Here is a 16820-nt window from a genome sequence, read left to right on the forward strand (position 1 = left end):
CCTCGGATGCGGCCTAGGGCTGCCTGGACTGTTCTGCTGTGCGAAGGATGTGGCCCTCGGGCCATACTTGGAACCTAGGGCAATGTGGGCAGGGGGTTCTGTTGCAGCCGAGTAGGGGTGAGGTAGCGGCCGTCGTGGGCTTCGGCGGGCAATACGGGTTGGCCGCTCGCGTGGTGCTTGCCAAACTTCCAACGCTGGAATGGATCCGGGTGGCGGATCCAGAGGCTGGTGTGGCTGATGATTTCCAATTCAAATCGGGGTTGCGACGCCACGCATTGCAGGTGAAGTGGTCGCAGCCTGCCGGGTCGTTCACATGGGCTGACCTGACGAGTGGAGTAGGCGAAAAGCCGGGCTTGCTGACGCAACTCGCGGCCGCATGGGTGCGGTTGCGGACGGCCTCGCCGGAGCCCCTGACCGTCCACCTATGCACGAACAATCTTGCGTCGAAGGCGCAAGCTAAGGGGGCGGGCCCGATTGCTCGCGCCAGGGCCACTGGCGCCCGCAGCCTGGCGACATTTGTGGCGCGCTCTTTTGACCCGGTACGCCTTGAGATCACGCGAGGAACGGCGCAGTGGGCGGATCTGGCCATCCTCCCGGAAGTTGTCGAGTGGGCGCCGGCCTGGGAGGCACTTCGAACCCTCACGAAGCTGACCGACGACGATTTCGTTGCCTTCGTCGGCGATCTGGAACTGAGGTTCGGTCTCGTGCTCGGCGATCCTCTGCTGCGTCCTGATCACGAACCGGTCGACGGTGAGGTCGCGCATCTGGCGCACACGCTTGAGGAGATCGTGCGGGATCCTGCTCAGCCGGTGGAGTTGAGCCGTGACCAGCTGATGGAGCGTCTGGGCTGGCAGGACCGGTTGCGGTACCGCCACCCCCACCAGTTCCCGGTCCCGACGGTGTACACGACGAACGAGGTGGCCCGCCAGGCTCTGGAGGGACGGCTGCAGCAACTGTCGGGCGGCTACCTGGCCCTCGTCGGTCCAGCCGGCTCAGGCAAGTCAACACTGCTGGCCAGCCTGAAGATACAAGGACACGTGGCGCGCTACTACGCCTTCGTGCCCGACGCACCCGACCCGCTCAGCAGCAGGGGAGAAGCGGACAGCTTCCTGCATGACGTCTCGCTTGCCCTGCAGGAAAGCGGTCTGTATCGCCGGGGAATCGGTAACGACCTGCGCACCCAGCGCCTCGTGCTGAGCGACCAGCTTGACCAGGCCGGCCAACGGTGGAGGAGACGCGGCGAGCGGACCATCGTTGTGGTGGACGGACTCGATCACATCCCGCGAGAGCAGAACCCGACACGTTCCCTGCTGGAAGAGCTTCCCAACCCGGCGGCGCTGCCCGAAGGGGTTTTCATTATCCTCGGCACCCAGACCACAAGCATTCTTCCGTCCATGGTGCGGACACCTCTGGAGCAGGAGGACCGTATTGCGCTCCTGCCCCCGCTGGCCGCTGAGGAAATCGAGTACCTGACCAAGGCTGCCGGCCATGGAAGCTGGCTGTATTCCGGTCAGATGACGAAGGTCGTCGACGCCAGTGAAGGGCATCCCCTTGCCCTCACCTATCTCTTGCAGGAGCTCAGCGCGCTGGAAGCCAGTGAGCCCGACGAAGGGGTGCGACGTCAACTGGCCGACGGCCTACTCGCAGACGCATCACGCTACGGTGGCGATGTCGCCGCGCGCTATCGCGGATACTTCCAGGCTGTGCAGGAAGATCAGCAAGTTCTCGACTTGCTGGGGATGGCCGCACGCCTGCGCGTACCGGTGAACCTGCGGTGGCTCTTGACCTGGGCGGACCAGCGTGCCGTTTCCGTTTTTGCCGACCAAGCTGCGACGTTTTTCCACACGGCCGGTGATGACTGGCGCTTCATCCATAACAGCTTCCGGCGCTTTCTCGCAGACGCCACGGCTCACGTCGCCGGCATGGCCGAGGAAGCGCGTGAACGCGGCTTCCATAGGCAACTTGCGGACGTGTGCGCCAGCTCCGGGCCTGAGTGGAGCCTGTATCAAGACGAAGCAGCCGCGCACCTCTTCCTGGCCGGTCAGTACGACCGCGTTCTGGCCCTTGCTGCGCCGCAGAAGCTGCGTCAGTCCCTGATCGACTTGAGGCCCCTGGCCACGGTTAGAGATCACGCACTGCTGGCGCTGCGCTCCGCCAGCCTGCTGGACGATTCGCAGGCCTTCGTGCGCACGCTGGTGTTCCTCAGCGAACTACGGCTGCGCGAGATGGTCTTGGAGAGGGAGCCGCTTGCGGAAGCGGTTCACACCTTTGACTCACGACTGCTCCTGGACCACGTCGCCCGAGGCGGACGACTGCGGATCACGCGGAAGGCAGCCCTTTCCCATGCCGTGACCTTTGCCAACCGCGGCAACGTGGATGCGGTCCAGAGAATCCTGCATGCCTGCGGTGGCCTGGCCGGAATCGCAGGCGAGGAAGACCCGTCGCCGGAGGCCGTCGCCGATTGGGCCGAAGCGACATGGAACCTCTCCGGTCTCGACGCGGTGCTGGCCGCCCTCGACCACCAACTTCCCCACCCTGCAGACGACGCGGATGAGCTGGCGCTCAGCACCGAACGACCTGAAGAGCGCGCAGGCGTCGAGAAGGCGGAATCCTCACGGCGGGCGCTGCTCCGCGATCAGCAGGAGCGCGAGGCGAGCACGATCAGCTGTCGCAGCTTCGCTCATGCCCGTTGCTTCGATCTCCTCGTTGAGACCCGTGACGAGGTGGCTCTCGACGCCTTGACGGCCGTGATCGATGCCGAAGCAACACCCAGTTGGCGCGCACGAGCACGCTACATGCGGGCCCAAGCTGCCTCAGAAGACCAAGCGCAAACCGATCTCCTGCGATGGGCGCGCGAAATCATCGCCATCAACGCGGAAGAAGGGGATGCAGACGAGGTGGACGATGAGGAGCTGTCGGCCAACGGCTCCGCCCCTGCTGTACACCTCAGCATCCGGATCGCCGCCGCCGAACTGCTCGTCCGAAACGGTTTCAACAGCGCGCCCGAAATCGATGAACTCGTGCCCCCTGGTACGGCCGTTGCCTGGCCGTCCACCGTGTCCGGGCAAGAAGGCCTCGAACCCTTCCGGACGCTGATCGGGCTCAACAGACTCCGGTACGTCCACCCCGATTCGACACAGCCAGACCCCATGCCGACCTCGGACTGGACATCGCAGGAAGCTGGCAACGAGCGTTTCCGGCGAGCACTGCGTGTCCTGGCCCAGTTGGAGGGCCAGCGACTTGCTGCCTCCGCCGGTCTCGGAGACCCGCCCGATGTGCCGGCACATGCGGATCCCATCATCCGCCTTCTCGAAGTCCCCTCCGAGGACACCCGTGACTGGACAGGCTGGTACATCGTTCGCGACGCTGCCCTGGGTCTCTTCGGCAGAGTGGTGGACCTCGCGGCCAAACAACACGGCAGCGCTGGCCTGCAACGCCTGCTCTCGCGATTCGACACCTCCTGGGCGAGCGAAGAACGGGCCGGCTACTGGGCACCCCAGCGCCAACAAGCGGTCATTGAGGCCGCCCTCAAAGCTCACGCCGACGCCACTTCGTGGGCCGTGGAACAACTCCAACGGCTCGATGCTCTGATCAACGACTGGTCATCCGACCCACACGACCGGGTGTCACTGTGGCTGGCACAAGCGCGAGTCTGGGCGCTCGCCGGCGATGAACAGGCAGCCCGCCACGCGACTCGCTGCGCTGTCGATACATCGCTCGGCATCGATGCCAGCGATCACGACCGGCAACTGGTCGAGTGGTTCGACTGGCTGGTCACCGCCGCAGATGAAAGAGACATGTCTCCCACGCAGTTCACCGCGACGGTCCTCACATACGCCTCTCGTATCTCCGCTGCCGACGCAGGCCATCACGCCTCAGGCGCAGCGGAGAAACTCATCGCCTCAACCTTTCCCCGTGATCCCTCTCTGGCCTGTGACCTGGCTGAGTGGCTGTGCACTGTGGGAACGCTCGCCGAAACTGACGTCGTCCAAGCCGTGGTGCTGGCCGCGTGCCACCACCCAGATATTCCCGTCCCGGACGGCACGGCCGTCGCGGTCCATCTGCTGTTCCCGATCACGCCCGAGCCGACTGAGGAAATCGCCAAAGCCGTACACGCTCGCATGACGGAGAGCTCTGGAGGCGACGCTGTGTCGGCCCTGGAGCGAGCCCAGCAGCTCTGGGCGGTCGAGGAATTGAACCGCGACGCAGCCGAACAGACAGTTGGCCAAGAGGCCATCGAAGAGGCGCCTGCAGATACTGCAGACGCTCCACCGTCCGTCCTAACCCTGGGCAGTCTGCTCACCGTTCTTCGAACCGCACCAACAGCAGCAACCTCCCCGCCGGAGGGTTGGGATCTAGCCGTTGAGCATGCGACCGCCACCATTACGTCCACGACTCCGGCTCAGGCCCGTGCTCTGCTGGAACAGGCCGGGCGTCTGCGCCTGTCAGGATCAGCCCTGGGCAGACTCGCGGCACTGGCTGCACAATCGGGCGAATCTGGCGCAGCCGCAGACGCCCTCAAAGACGCGCTCAGCCGTACCCCGGCGTATGGATGGCTGCGCCACCACGACGGGGGGACCCGGTTGGCCGTCCTTCACACCGCCCTCCGCTACCGGCACCCCGCCCTCGTGCAACTCGCCCGAGATGACCTCGCCAACGCCTTCCTCACCGGCTCCCTGTCCGCGCAGTTGTCGCCCGACGACATCCGAGACATCACCCAACTGGTCACAGAACCCGGAACCGTCGCCCGAGCTTGGCCCGACGTTGAGGCCTACCTCGATGAGGTAGCGCCCGCTGCTACCGACACCACGGACATCCCCGCTGCTCCAGCAGCAGCCAGCTCAGCCATCGAGGCGCTGGCACGATGGGTCGGGCTGTATCTCGGCCACCCGGTCCGCTCTCTCGATTTCGGCGCACGACGGGCCCTTCAGTTGCTGGGCACCCGCCACCAGCACTTGATCCAGACCATCCTCGCCGCAAACATCTCGCGAGGAGGATGGGCATGCGAAGCTGCCCTGCTCACCTTGATCACCACGCCCAAAGACGAACGGGCAGACGATGTGCCCGCCGAACTCGTTGCCGCGCTGCAGGTCGCTGCCACTGGGGCCGACGCCATCTCCCGAGACCTCGCCCGCCGTTTCGCCCGGCAGCACGACATTGAGCTGGAGAATCCGCCGCACCGAGCCCGTCCTGCCGCATACGGCCTGGCCCTTCCTCCTCTTCCCGAACGCACAGTTCCAGAAGAGGACCGGCACGGTACCCCGCACCTGGACGCATACAATCCACGTCACATGATCGGCCCGTTCGACCTTGCTCTCCAGATGCTCTCCGAGGCCTCCGGGCTGGAAGACTCGGCGGTACTCCACCGGGCCGCCCAGATTGCCAGGTCCAACGCCGATTGCTGGACTGCGGGAGGTCACCACGCTCTCGCACAGCGTCTCACCTCACGCCGTCAGCGCCACAGCTATCGCCCGTGGGCGTATATGGCCGGCCGCCGAGCTCTTGGAACCGTCCTTGGTGAGCTCCTTGATGCCGACACGCTGGGGGACGCTCCGGCACTTCCTGCGTACTCCTTCGGCTTGATTGATGAGCAAATGATCACTGTTAGACCCCGGCCTCTCCCGGGATGGCTGCCGCCGATCTGGAGACCGGAAGGAACCTCCTCCTACGACGTGGATAACTGGTGCGCCGAAGCAGGGCCGGCTGTGGATGGGTACGCGCGCGCATACGCTGCGGCCAAACCGTACGTACTGGCTGAACGCGGTCAATGGTGCAGCTTGGAATGGGGAAGGCCGGAAGAGGAACGCAGAGTCCACACGACGCACGGCAACGCGCTCGGTGCCGCCTTCTACCTTCCCGAGCGTCGGGCCTGGGAAGCATTCCATGCTGAATTCGCCCGGTACCCGGCCGGTCGAGGTCTTGACTGGGCGGACAAGGAGCTGGTTGTCCACGGTTACGAAGACTGGACGGACGCCCAACACAGAGACTGGCTCGCGCTCCATCCAGCCGTCGGTGCCGAACTTGGATGGAAGCACGACCCATGTGAACTCTTCACATGGAGGGGAGAGGACGGCCACTGGCGTGCACGCACGGTGCTTCTGGTCCGAGGAAATCTCAGCCACCAACCACCACGGCATGCGACCTGCACCGAGACCTGGCAGGTTCAATTGAGCGCAACCGGCTACGCCGAACTCAACACGGCATTTCCGAAACTGAAGCGAACCCTGACAACGACCCGAACTCTGCCTGCCAGCAGACGGAAGCGCCGCCCAGAAGAGACTGAGACAAGCCGCAAGGAACTGGCCGCAGACGTCTGACTGAGCATTTGGTCCGGTGATTCGTGTTTGGTCCCGGGTCAGCTTCTGTGCCAGTTAAGGGCGGCTTCGCCGATGAGTCTGCGGACCATGAGGTCGATCATGGCGAGGTGGATCACGGCTTCGGAGCGGTGCGGGTGGCGTTCGTACACTGGCCCTGAGGGTGCTGCGGGACAATCCGATGGCAGAAGGAGACATGTACAAAGGTGATCTGCTGTCCGCGGTCCTCACTAGGAACCCGGCGGTCTGGACGGAGTCGTCCGAACTTGGCCGAGAGCTCGTGCGATCGTCTCGGTGTTGGCCGACCCACCACCTGATCTGCAACGGAATGGTTGAGCGGTTCCTGACGCCGTAGTGCACTGACTCAGGATGTCGACCTTCGGTGGGCACACCGGCGTATCCACGGAACTTCTCGCGGGAGCGGGCCCTGCCATGTCGCCGGTCGGCCGCGGGCGAGTCGGGGGACCATGAGGGGCCGTTCATTGCCCAGCGGATCATGGTTTCGGAACGGGCCGGTCTGGTCTCGTTGCGGCTGCCGGGCGGCAGGCCGATCGCCACCACCAGGCGGCTGTTGGCGTCGATGACGACCTGCAGGTTGGTCGAGTAGCGATAGTTCCGGCTCGAGGCCGCGAAGGTGTGGTCGTGGGCGGGCACCAGGGCGCCATCCACGATGTAGACGGTGTCCTTGCGCGGCCGCCGAGCCGACGAGATGGCCAGAGAGGCATCTGGGCGAGTTGGCCGAGGGCTGGTTCGACGCGGACTCCGGGAAGCCAACCCGGGCGGGGACAGCGCCACTGGAGACGGTGTTCGGTGCCCGGGTCGTCCCGGTCGAGACGGCCGCTGTCGTGCGGGCGGCCATCGAGCGGATGGTGCAGGACGACACGGTGCGGGCCGAGGGACCGTGGCAGACGCTGGAAGTCCTGGCCGCTCAGAGCTAGCCTCGGGCTTTTACCAGGTGGCCTGTCCGTGGCTAGTTAGCTTCCTCGCAGTGTCCCCGCGCCAGCTCGGTTTGCTGTTGAGGCGCGCGGCAAGGCCACCCGGTTCTTGCCAGCGAGCGCACCATCAAGCTCGTTGCGCTTATCGAAGGATGCACGGCCGACGGTGTACCACAAAGCAGAGGGCAAGAAGTGAGCCGGCACGCTACCCCCCGACCAGAGTCAGGCAGTTTCGGACCTCCTCCAGTTCTTCGGTCATGCCGAGATGACGGCACAGGTCGGCTGCTAGGTGCAGATGAGTCATTGCCTCCACATGGCGCTGGAGTTGGGCCAGTGCCAGGCCGAGGAGCATCAGTACCTGGACTCGTAGAAGCCTCTCGTTGGTCTGCTCGAAGGCCTTGACCGCTTCGGTCCAGCAGGAGACCGCATCCTCTGTACGCTCCAGGGCGAGGGCTAGGACTTCGCCTTTCGCGGCAAGGGCGACCCCCTCTTGGTGGGCGCTGCCCCGGCCGTGGACCGCGTCAATGGCACGGTCGTAGTTCTCCAAGGCTTCCTGAGGGCGTCCCATTTCTTTGAGTGCTGCTGCCATGGTGCACCGGGCCTTGCTCTCCTTCTCTCTGTCGTCGAGTTGTGCGTAGAGCAGTGCGGCCTCAGTCGCGTGCCGTAGAGCCTGAGGGTGCTCATCGAGGCTTTGGTGATCGAGAGAGAGGTTGTTGAGTGTTGACGCCTGTTCGGAATCGCCACCCACTTCCCGTTGGATGCGGAGCGCCTCCTGATGCACCTGCGCCGCCTGGCGGACCTGTTCGGCGTGGCGGAGTGCGTTGCCAAGCCCGTTGAGTGTCTTGCCTCGCTCGAAGCGATCGCCCAGATCGGCAAACGCTTCCTCGGCCAGGGTGAACGCCGTGATGGCGTCCTCGTAGCGTTCGACTTCTGTATATGCGATCCCGAGGTTGTTGAGGGACTTCGCTCGCCCTTCGAGACTGCCAATGTGTACGGCGCAGGCGAAGGACGCTTCGTGGACAGCCACAGCCATGGGAAAGGCCAGGCACCGGTGGAGGTACTCGTTCAGTGCCGTGGCCAATCCGATCCCCGCTTCGGGGCGGCCACTCGCGACGGCACCGGTTACGGCTGTGGTCAGATTGAGCATTTCGTCGTCGAACCACGCCAAGGCCGCATCACGGTCGGTGAACCGGTTCGAGGTCTGCGTCGGCTGCCGCCATTCCAGGAGCGAGTCGGCCTGCTGTGCGGTGGTCAAATAGCAGTGGTACAGCCGCTCCACACCGGCAGTTCGTTCGGCGCGGTGGTCCGTGCTGCAGCTGTGGTCCTTGGCGTAGAGCCTGATCAGATCGTGCATGCGCCAGCGCCCCCCAGCGGGCGCCAGATGCCTCGATTAGGTGGGCTCGGTTCAGGTCCTGGAGGATCTCCTCGGTGGTGTGGGCATCCAAGTCTGCGAGCGCAGCCGTGGTCTCCGACGAGAGGTCGGGGCCGGCGTTGGCGGAGAAGAGACGGAAGAGCCGAGCCGCCCCGGCAGGTAGGTGCTGGTACGAGAGATCGAACGCGGCGCGTACGGCGCGGTCTTCCCGGCGCAGTCGGTCCAGTCGGGAGTGCTCTGCCTGAAGGGCACCGGCAAGTGATGCCAAGGGGCGTGTGGGGGTGTCGGCGAGCAGTGCCGCCGCGATGCGCAGGGCCAGGGGGAGCCCTGCACACAGGTTGGCGATGGCTGCGGCTGCTTCAGGGGCGTCCTCGACGCGGGTGTCGGTGCTGCCACGGGAATGCAGCAGCACTTGTCGGAGCAACGCTACGGAAGACTCGCCGTCGAGGACGTTCAGGTCGCGCAATCGGGCGTCAAGGTCAAGGGTGTGACGCGATGTCACCAGGCATGCGGTCACGCCGTCGCTGGGCAGCAGCGGGCGTGCCTGCTCCGCGCTGGACACGTTGTCGACGACGACCAGGATCCGCTGCCCCTGTTCGGCGAACGCGGCCAGCACACTTCGATACAGCCGCTCCAAGACCTGCAGTTCTTGAGGGATGTGCGTGGCGGGAACGCCCAAAGAGCGCAGCAGTCCGTCCAGGGCTCGTTCCGGGGAAAGGCGATGCTCGGGGTCGTAGCCCAGCAGGTCCACGAACAACACACCGCCCGGAAACCAGCCGGGCTCGCGCAAGGCTTGGGTAGCGACCTGGACGGCCAGTTCCGTCTTGCCGACACCGGCCAGACCTGCGACCGCCGTTCGCGCTGCTACTGGGACGGGCTCGGCCGAATCCGTACGAGGGGCCAATCCGGCGAGCAGTTCCGCCACGATGGTCTCGCGACCGGTGAATGTGGAGGAGGGGGCGGGAAGGCCGGACAATGCCGGAGTGATCGTAGGAGGCAGCGTCACGGTGATGTCGCGCCCTTGGATCACCGCTTGAAAGTAGACACCGCCGTTGATCGTGTTGGACACGCTCTGGTCCTCGCCGGTCACTCAGTTGATCCTTCGGAACGTTGTCCGACCTGGTCGGTTCCGGATGGATGTGGGGGCGAGGTCGTGAACGACAGCCCTGAGAAGTCACGGCCCTGGATCACCGGTCCGTGCTGGGTGCCCCCGCTGACCGTGTTGTGGACTTCACCGTCACCGGTCCGCACCAGCCTGGCGTGCTCGTGCCACTGCTGCAGGTCGGCAGAGAACATGGCATCCGCCGCTGCTCGTACGGCCAATGCCGTGCTCAATGCCTGCGCGTGCACCTCGTTGTGAGGCTCTTGCTGAAGCCTGTCGAGTTCTGCCTGCCCTGTACCGACCGTTTGGCTGGCCTCCCTCTCGCCCCGTGCGAAGGGGCGGCGCACGAGTGCGGTCAGACCTGCCCAGGTCTGCCGTCCGAGTTCACCGCCGGCACCTCCTGCCAACGCCGCGAGTAGTGGTACGGAAATCGGATCCATGACATACCGCCCTTCGTGCCTCATTGCTCACAGGGGTGGACACTCTATGAGAGGGCGCGGTTGCAGAATGAACCACTGGAATTTTTCTCGGCTGGCCGAACGGACGCTGCCCAGCGCGGAGAATGATGTGATGCGACATGCGTGGTGGCGGTGCGAACGAATCCGACTTCGTCGGGGTGCAGGGCGAACCGGCGGGTGGGGCGTGCCTCGACGATCTGCGTGAGGTGCCGGTTGTCGTGGTGCTGGGGGAGCGTGGCGCGGGAAAGTCTGTGATCGTGCAACAGGAGCATGCCCGGCTCACAGACGAATGGCCGGTCATTAGCAGGGCGACGCCGCGGAGTGGGCGCGTGAAGTCGCTGCGGCCGACCGTGTTGGCCCAGTTTCGCCACAACGCCCCCACATGCCCTTATTGCTGGGAATGATGCATTCCTCAAAGTGTCATTCCTGGGGGACCATGAGCCAGAACGTCACGCCGAGCCGGGACCGGTGCGAGCCGCCGTGGTCTTCGCTGCCAAACGCAGGTGTTCAGCGGGGGATTCCGTACCCGGCACCGGCCCGCAGTGGGTACCTCACGGGTCTCGCCATCCGCTGGCTCGCCTTGGGGCGGCACTGATCTGCATCAAGCGAAACCTCGATGTTCCACACGCTTGACGGGCGATAGGGTAGGGGACCGGTCTGTAGCGTGCACCACGCCGCCGACCGCATCACCAGGCAGGTCAGGCAGGCAGGGAGGGCTGGCGTGGCTCGGGAGTCGAGCGACCTCGAAGGCCGGTTCACGGACCTGGCGCTCGCCTCAGCCAATTTCGGTTTTCTTCTTCCCTACGAACCGCTCCTCGTGCTCTATGGAGCCTCGGCCGAGGCGCGTGCGTCCACTGCGCCCGCTGTGGCGGTGACGTCGGCGCGTCAGTTCGGTGAAGTTCTCGCAGCCAAGCTTGCGCACGTGGCCGGGGTGCGGCCGCCGACGGCGGACCAGTTGGCCCGTCTGCGGGTGCTGACCCGAGCCGGGATGCTGCCGGCAAGAGTCCTTGCCGCGTTCACCGACCTCCGCGGTTCCTCAGAGGGTGACCAGGGAGCGGCGGCCGCGTCTCATCTGGTGCAGCGCTGTTTCGAGTTGGCGGTCTGGTTCTTCCGTCTTCAGACCTCCGACCAGGAGCCGATGTCCTTGGTCCATACCAGCCCGTCCGACCTCCGTGTGGTGGCGGAACTAGTAGCCCGGCTTGACGCGGTGTTGTCCCGGTTGCGCCGGGAATTCGACCGTCGGGTGGGGCCAACTTCTTTGCCGGCCTCCGAGCGCGAACACTTGATCGTCAGCGCTCGCGACGCTGCCTATGAGCCGTTGGCAGAAGAGGCGATCGCGGCGGAGGTGCAGCGCGGTCTCACCAAGGCGGGGTGGGATGTGCTGGGCCCCAATGCGAATGATGACCGGCACTACTCACTCGGTTGCGTGTTGATCGAGCCCCGTCTGCCCGGCGGCAGCCGTGCCGACTTGCTGCTGTTGGTTGGCGGGCAGGTAGTGGGGATCATCGAGTGCAAGAAGGACGGCGCGGATCTCAGCACGGCCATGGAGCAGGCGGGGAGGCTGGCCGCCGCGGTGACGGACGCCTCGCCGTGGCCGGTCTGGCGCTCTCCGCTGCCCTATCGGTACGTGAGCGACGGCCGACGGCTGCTTTTCTACGACGCCAATGATCCAGAACCGCGCGGCCGGCTGGTCAGCGGCTTCCACCGGCCGGCCACGTTGGCTCGTTGGCAGCGTGAAGCAGAGGCAGACGGTCAGGCCCCAACCTATCGCGCCAGGATGGCGGCCCTGCCGCTTCTGCAGGCGGGCACGCAGGCGGCCGGACAACTGCGCCCGCCGCAGCTCAAGGCGGTTTTGGCAGTCGAGCAAGCCCTCGCGGCCGGAGACCGCCGTGCTCTGGTCCAGATGGCTACCGGCACAGGACGGATCTATACCGAGGTTTTCGCGGCCTACCGCCAGCTCAAAGACGCCAGGGCCGCCCGCATCCTGTTCGTCGTCGACAGCGTGGTGATGGCGCATCAGCTGACGGCCGTGTGCCGGCAGTTCACTTTCCCGGATACGGGTCGGAGCCTGGCTGATGTGTACCAAGTCGCCGAGCTGACGTCGGCAGGCGTGCCTCCGTCGGCATCCATCGTCGTGGCCATGGCACAACGGCTGGAGGGCATGCTGACAGGCACGCCCGAGCCGGAGGACGGATCCGCCCGCGTATCGGCCTATGAGATCGCCGAGCAGGTCTCGCAGTCCGACACTGTGCCGCTCGAAGTGGCCTACTCCCCGACGCTTCCGCCTGACTCCTTTGACCTCGTCGTCGTCGACGACTGCCATCACGAGGTCTACGGACGAGGGCGTGCTCTCCTCGAGTACTTCGACGCTCCTGTGGTCGGATTCACCGCGACACCGGTCGCCCCGGTGTTCGGCTTCTTCAACGCCAACCTGGTCAGCGAGTACCCCTTCGAACAGGCCGTCGCCGACGGACTCGTCGTGGACTACGCTCTCTACCAGGCACGGTTCGAGCCGTCCGGACGCGCGGCCCTGGTGCCGCTGACCGAGCACATCGACGCCGAGGCCAAAGCTCCGCGCCGCAGCTGGTACGAGCAGTTGGACGAGGACCTGGCTCACGCCGGACCGGCCAGCGCCCCACGGATCTTGGGGTCCAAGCAGCTTGCCGCGGTGATGACGGCGTTCCGTGATGAACTGCCTGCCTTGTTCCCCGAGCGGGCGACCGAGGGCAGGCTGGGCGTCCCCAAGACCGTGGTCTTCGCGCTCAACGACGCGCACGCGCAAGACATCGTGCACCACATCCACGAGGTGTTCGGCGCCGGCGATGACTTCTGCCAGAAGATCACCATGCGAAGTCACAACCCGTACCAGCAGCTGAGGGACTTCCGGACAAGTGCGCAGTTTCGGATTGCCGTGGTGGTGGACATCATGTCCGGCCCCACCGACATGCGGGCGGTCGAATGCGTGCTGTTCCTGCGCGATGTCCGCTCCGCTGCCTACTATGAGCGGCTGCTGGCGCAAGGGGCGCAGCGCATCGCACCGGCGGTGCTCCGCGCGGTCACCCCAGGAGCATTCGCCAAGACTCAGTTCGTGGTGATCGACGCGGTGGGAACCTCGCGTCACCATCACCGACGGCTCGTCAACGTCACTGATGCGTCCGGCCGGGCCGGCCGACGTGCCCTGGAGCGCCTGCTGAACCGCACGGCGGACGTCGGCATGACCGCTGACGAGACGGCAGAACTCGGGGTGCGGCTTGCCCGGCTCGTTCCCGTGTTGAGCGACGCCGATGGCGCTGCCGTGCGGAAACTGGCCGGCGTTTCCTTGGAAGGGTTGGTGGCCCGGCTTCTGGGCACCGTCGATCCGGACCACGTGGCGCAGGTCCGCGCAGCCTGGGGGCCGGAGGCTCTCGAGGAGGAAGTCCGCGATGCCGGTGCGCTGCTGGGCGACAGGCCAGCGCTGCGGCAGATGTTGCTCTGCCTCTACGACCGACCGGCCACACCGGATGCGGGGGAGCCCATCGGACAGAGTGCGGCCGCCGAGGACATGCGACGGCGTCTGGCCGCGTTCCTGCAGCAGGCTGGGCCCTTCACTCCGGCCCAGGTGTGGTGGATCGAGAACATCGCGGAGGCGGCTGCCGCAGCCGAGGACCGATTTGACCCCCGGGGCCTTGACAGCGTCCCGTTCTCGGGCCGGGGTGGCACCGACGGCTTCCTTGGCACATTCGGCGCCGATGCCGCGATCGACCTCCTCGACGACCTGGGTGAGGCGCTCGCTTGAACCGTGACCTTCCCGCCGGTTGGACCCTGGTGAAGTTGGCCGACGTCCTGGACGAGCCGTTGGTCAACGGCCGGTCCCTGCCCGCCCGCCAGGACGGCCTTCCCGTGCTGCGGGCGACGGCCCTTCGCCCGGTGACGGTGGACTTCACCCAGACCAAGGGCGGCGACGAGACAGCCCACAACAGCGCGCCCGTCCTGGCCGAACCCGGTGACCTGCTGGTCAGCCGGGTCAGCGGCTCCCGGTCCTTGGTCGGCGAGGGCGCCCTGGTGGACGTCCCACCCCGTGCGACGACCTTCCCCGACACCATGATCCGTGTGCGCGTACAGCCTTCCCTGGTCGACCCGCGATACCTCGCGCACCTGTGGAACTCGCCGATCGTGCGCCGCCAGATCGCGGACCGGGCCCGGCAGGGGGGCGCCGCGCTATACCGGATCAACCACCGTGATCTGGCGCAGATCCTGCTTCCGCTGCCGGCACCTGGCGAGCAGGCCCGGATCACCAGCCTGGTGGAGGACCATCTTGCTCGGATCGACGCCACCACGACCCGCACCCGCAGGGCAGTGGACCAGGCCGGCGAAATGGTCCACACAATGAGTGCCCAGGCCGGCTTGGGCCGCCTGTCCGGCAGCGACCGTGCAGCAGGAAGCCTGCCAGCCGCCGGCACCCACGACGGCACCCTGCCTGCCTTGCCCATCGACTGGCGGTGGACCCGTCTGGAGACCGTCGCCCAGCTGACCCTCGGGGTAGCCAAGAACAGCAGACGGCAGTGGGATCCCGCAGACGTGGAGGTGCCCTGCCTTCGCGTCGCCAACGTGCAACGAGGCCGACTGGCCCTGGACGACATCCAGGTGATCCGGGTGCCCGAGCAGCGGGCTCAGGCCGCCCGCCTCCGCACCGGTGACGTGCTCCTGACCGGCGGCGGAGACCGCGGCGAGCTGGGCCGCGGATGGATCTGGGAGGAGCAGGTACCCGACTGCGTCCACCAAAACCACCTGTTCCGCGCACGCATCACCGACTGGCAGCTGCACCCGAAACTGCTGGCCTGGCACGCCAACGGATTCGGCCGCCAATGGTGCCAGCGCAACGCCACGCAGGGAACCGGGCTGGCATCCATCGGTCTGGGGAAAATCCGGCTGATGCCGATCCCTGTCGCACCAGCCAGCGAGCAGCAACGACTGGTCACATGGGTCGACGCGCACCTCACCACCCTGCGAGCCGCCTCCGCCGCAGCCGAACGAGCGGTTGACGTCGCCGACCGGCTGCGAAGCAACCTCCTGCAGCAGGCGTTCACCGGCCAGCTGTCCCACGCCGCCCACCCGTTCGGGCACCAGGAGTCCCCGCTGTGAACCCACCTGCCTCCTCGCACCCCGGCCCCGACAAGAACCTGGCCAAGGTCCTGTGGTCCTTTGCCGACGTGCTGCGAGAAGACGGGGTCTCGGGCATCGAGTACGTCGAGCAACTCGCCTGCCTGATCTTCCTCAAGCTGGCCGACGAGCAGAGCCGGCGTCCACTCAACCCCGTGGAGATGACCGGCTACGACGCGTGGGCAGAGATCCGCTGGAGCGCCGGTCAAGAGCAGCAGCAGCGCTACGAGCAGGCCCTGGACCGCCTTGCATACGGTCCGGGCAACCTCGGTCTGCTCTTCCGCAAGGCGCAGAACCGCATCCCGGACCCCGCTAAGCTCAGCCGACTGATCGACTTGGTCGACAGCTACACCTGGTCAGGAGACGGCAGCCTCGGCCGCGGCGCGGTCTTCGAAGCCCTCCTGGCCCGGATGACCGCCGATACCAAGACCGGCGCCGGACAGTTCTTCACCCCCCGCCCGCTGATCGAGGCGATCGTACAGTGTGTCCAGCCCGGCGTAGGCGACACGATCATCGATCCGGCCTGCGGCACCGGCGGCTTTCTGACCAAGTCATTCGAGTACCTGGTCGACCACTTTCCCCCCGGCGTTACCCCTGCCGAGCGTGCCCGACTCACTGCGGGCGCGTTCAGCGGCACCGAACTCGTCGACGCCACAGCGCGGCTGGCCACGATGAACCTCGTCCTGCACGGACTGACGCGGGCCGACGCCCAGCCCCTGATCGCCGTCGGCGATGCGCTCGCCCATCCTCCGACGCGGCACGCGACGCTGGTCCTCACCACGCCCCCGTTCAGCAGGCGATCCACGATCGCCGGGGAGACATACGCGTACTACCGGCCCGACTTCTGGGCGGAGACCGGTAACCGGCAGCTCAATTTCCTCCAGCACGTCCACAGTCTGCTGCAGGTCAACGGCCGCGCCGCCGTCGTGGTATCCGACAACGTGCTGTTCGAAGGCGGAGCAGGCGAGTATGTCAGGCGCCGGCTCCTTGACGCGTGCGATGTGCACACCCTGCTCCGGCTTCCGCCGGGCGTCTTCTACACAACCGGCCTCAATACCAACGTCCTGTTCTTCGACAAGGCCGCTCCCCGGCCAGACGGAAGGCCGTCGACCAAGCAGCTGTGGGTGTACGACCTGCGCTCCCACCGCCCCGCGCCCGCCAAGACGAGCACGTTGACCAGCGCCGACTACGACGACTTCGTGTCCGCCTACCGGCCAGGACGGCCTCGTAGCGAGCGGGTCGAGTCCCACGTGTTCAGGTCCTTCAGCGTGGAGGACCTGCTAGCCCGGGACCGCACCAACTTCGATCTTCTGGCCGCAGCCCCACCGGACGATCCGTTCGCCCTTGCCGAGCCCGAAGCCGACCTGCACCACATGGCCCAGGAAATCGCCGGTGAACTCCGCTCGGCCTTGCAGGAGTTGACCGCTCTCACAGAAGCGCTGCGGCCCTACAGCGCACACGGCGACGGCCCGGATCTGGGCCCGGCAACGTGACCGCGAT

Annotated in this window: 9 protein-coding genes and 2 pseudogenes; 6 read left to right on the forward strand and 5 right to left on the reverse strand. The window is 66.2% G+C overall.

Features of this window, described 5'->3' with window-relative positions:
- The first annotated feature begins 134 nt into the window (after nucleotides 1–134).
- Entirely contained in the window at nucleotides 135–6317 is a 6183-nt protein-coding gene (locus ABT070_RS15295; RefSeq protein ID WP_351759939.1) for an ATP-binding protein, read from the forward strand.
- A 38-nt stretch (nucleotides 6318–6355) separates the two neighbouring features.
- Here the strand turns inward: ABT070_RS15295 and ABT070_RS15300 are convergent.
- Nucleotides 6356–6463 (reverse strand): annotated as a pseudogene (locus ABT070_RS15300) (IS5 family transposase); the annotation flags it as partial.
- A gap of 47 nt (nucleotides 6464–6510) precedes the next feature.
- On the opposite strand from ABT070_RS15300, the gene ABT070_RS15305 reads away from it, so the two are divergent.
- Nucleotides 6511–6669, forward strand: a complete 159-nt coding sequence (locus ABT070_RS15305) for a hypothetical protein (RefSeq protein ID WP_351760571.1) — start codon at nucleotides 6511–6513, stop codon at nucleotides 6667–6669.
- A 161-nt stretch (nucleotides 6670–6830) separates the two neighbouring features.
- Here ABT070_RS15305 and ABT070_RS15310 read toward each other — a convergent pair.
- Nucleotides 6831–7010: pseudogene (locus ABT070_RS15310) on the reverse strand (transposase); the annotation flags it as partial.
- A gap of 107 nt (nucleotides 7011–7117) precedes the next feature.
- On the opposite strand from ABT070_RS15310, the gene ABT070_RS15315 reads away from it, so the two are divergent.
- Nucleotides 7118–7252, forward strand: a complete 135-nt coding sequence (locus ABT070_RS15315; protein WP_351759942.1) for a hypothetical protein — start codon at nucleotides 7118–7120, stop codon at nucleotides 7250–7252.
- Nucleotides 7253–7454: 202 nt separating this feature from the next.
- Here the strand turns inward: ABT070_RS15315 and ABT070_RS15320 are convergent, their stop codons facing one another.
- Genes ABT070_RS15320 through ABT070_RS15330 form a run of 3 tightly spaced genes read right to left on the reverse strand, consistent with a single transcriptional unit; the run spans nucleotide 7455 to nucleotide 10163 of the window.
- A complete protein-coding gene (locus ABT070_RS15320; protein WP_351759944.1) occupies nucleotides 7455–8504 on the reverse strand; it encodes a tetratricopeptide repeat protein in 1050 nt (349 codons plus the stop codon).
- Entirely contained in the window at nucleotides 8425–9711 is a 1287-nt protein-coding gene (locus ABT070_RS15325) for an NB-ARC domain-containing protein (protein ID WP_351759946.1), read from the reverse strand. The genes ABT070_RS15320 and ABT070_RS15325 overlap by 80 nt, the downstream gene beginning before the upstream one ends.
- Nucleotides 9708–10163, reverse strand: coding sequence for a hypothetical protein (locus tag ABT070_RS15330; RefSeq protein ID WP_351759949.1), 456 nt, complete (start codon nucleotides 10161–10163; stop codon nucleotides 9708–9710). Before ABT070_RS15330 ends, ABT070_RS15325 begins: the two co-directional genes overlap by 4 nt.
- Before the next feature lie 739 nt (nucleotides 10164–10902).
- On the opposite strand from ABT070_RS15330, the gene ABT070_RS15335 reads away from it, so the two are divergent.
- Genes ABT070_RS15335 through ABT070_RS15345 form a run of 3 tightly spaced genes read left to right on the forward strand, consistent with a single transcriptional unit; the run spans nucleotide 10903 to nucleotide 16813 of the window.
- Nucleotides 10903–13956 carry a DEAD/DEAH box helicase family protein gene (locus tag ABT070_RS15335; RefSeq protein ID WP_351759951.1) on the forward strand — a complete coding sequence of 1018 codons (3054 nt, stop codon included), beginning with the start codon at nucleotides 10903–10905 and terminating at the stop codon, nucleotides 13954–13956.
- Complete coding sequence (locus ABT070_RS15340; RefSeq protein WP_351759954.1) at nucleotides 13953–15302, forward strand: restriction endonuclease subunit S; 1350 nt, start codon at nucleotides 13953–13955, stop codon at nucleotides 15300–15302. The genes ABT070_RS15335 and ABT070_RS15340 overlap by 4 nt, the downstream gene beginning before the upstream one ends.
- Nucleotides 15299–16813 carry a class I SAM-dependent DNA methyltransferase gene (locus ABT070_RS15345; protein WP_351759957.1) on the forward strand — a complete coding sequence of 505 codons (1515 nt, stop codon included), beginning with the start codon at nucleotides 15299–15301 and terminating at the stop codon, nucleotides 16811–16813. Before ABT070_RS15340 ends, ABT070_RS15345 begins: the two co-directional genes overlap by 4 nt.
- The last annotated feature ends 7 nt before the right edge of the window (nucleotides 16814–16820 follow it).

This window comes from Streptomyces sp. NPDC002884 (assembly GCF_040295245.1).
Taxonomy (GTDB): domain Bacteria; phylum Actinomycetota; class Actinomycetes; order Streptomycetales; family Streptomycetaceae; genus Streptomyces.

Excerpts from the sequence above, each read along its gene's own strand:
- ABT070_RS15305 (WP_351760571.1), top strand. The coding sequence starts at position 6,511 with ATGTACAAAGGTGATCTGCTGTCCGCGGTCCTCACTAGGAACCCGGCG.
- ABT070_RS15330 (WP_351759949.1), bottom strand. The coding sequence starts at position 10,163 with ATGGATCCGATTTCCGTACCACTACTCGCGGCGTTGGCAGGAGGTGCC.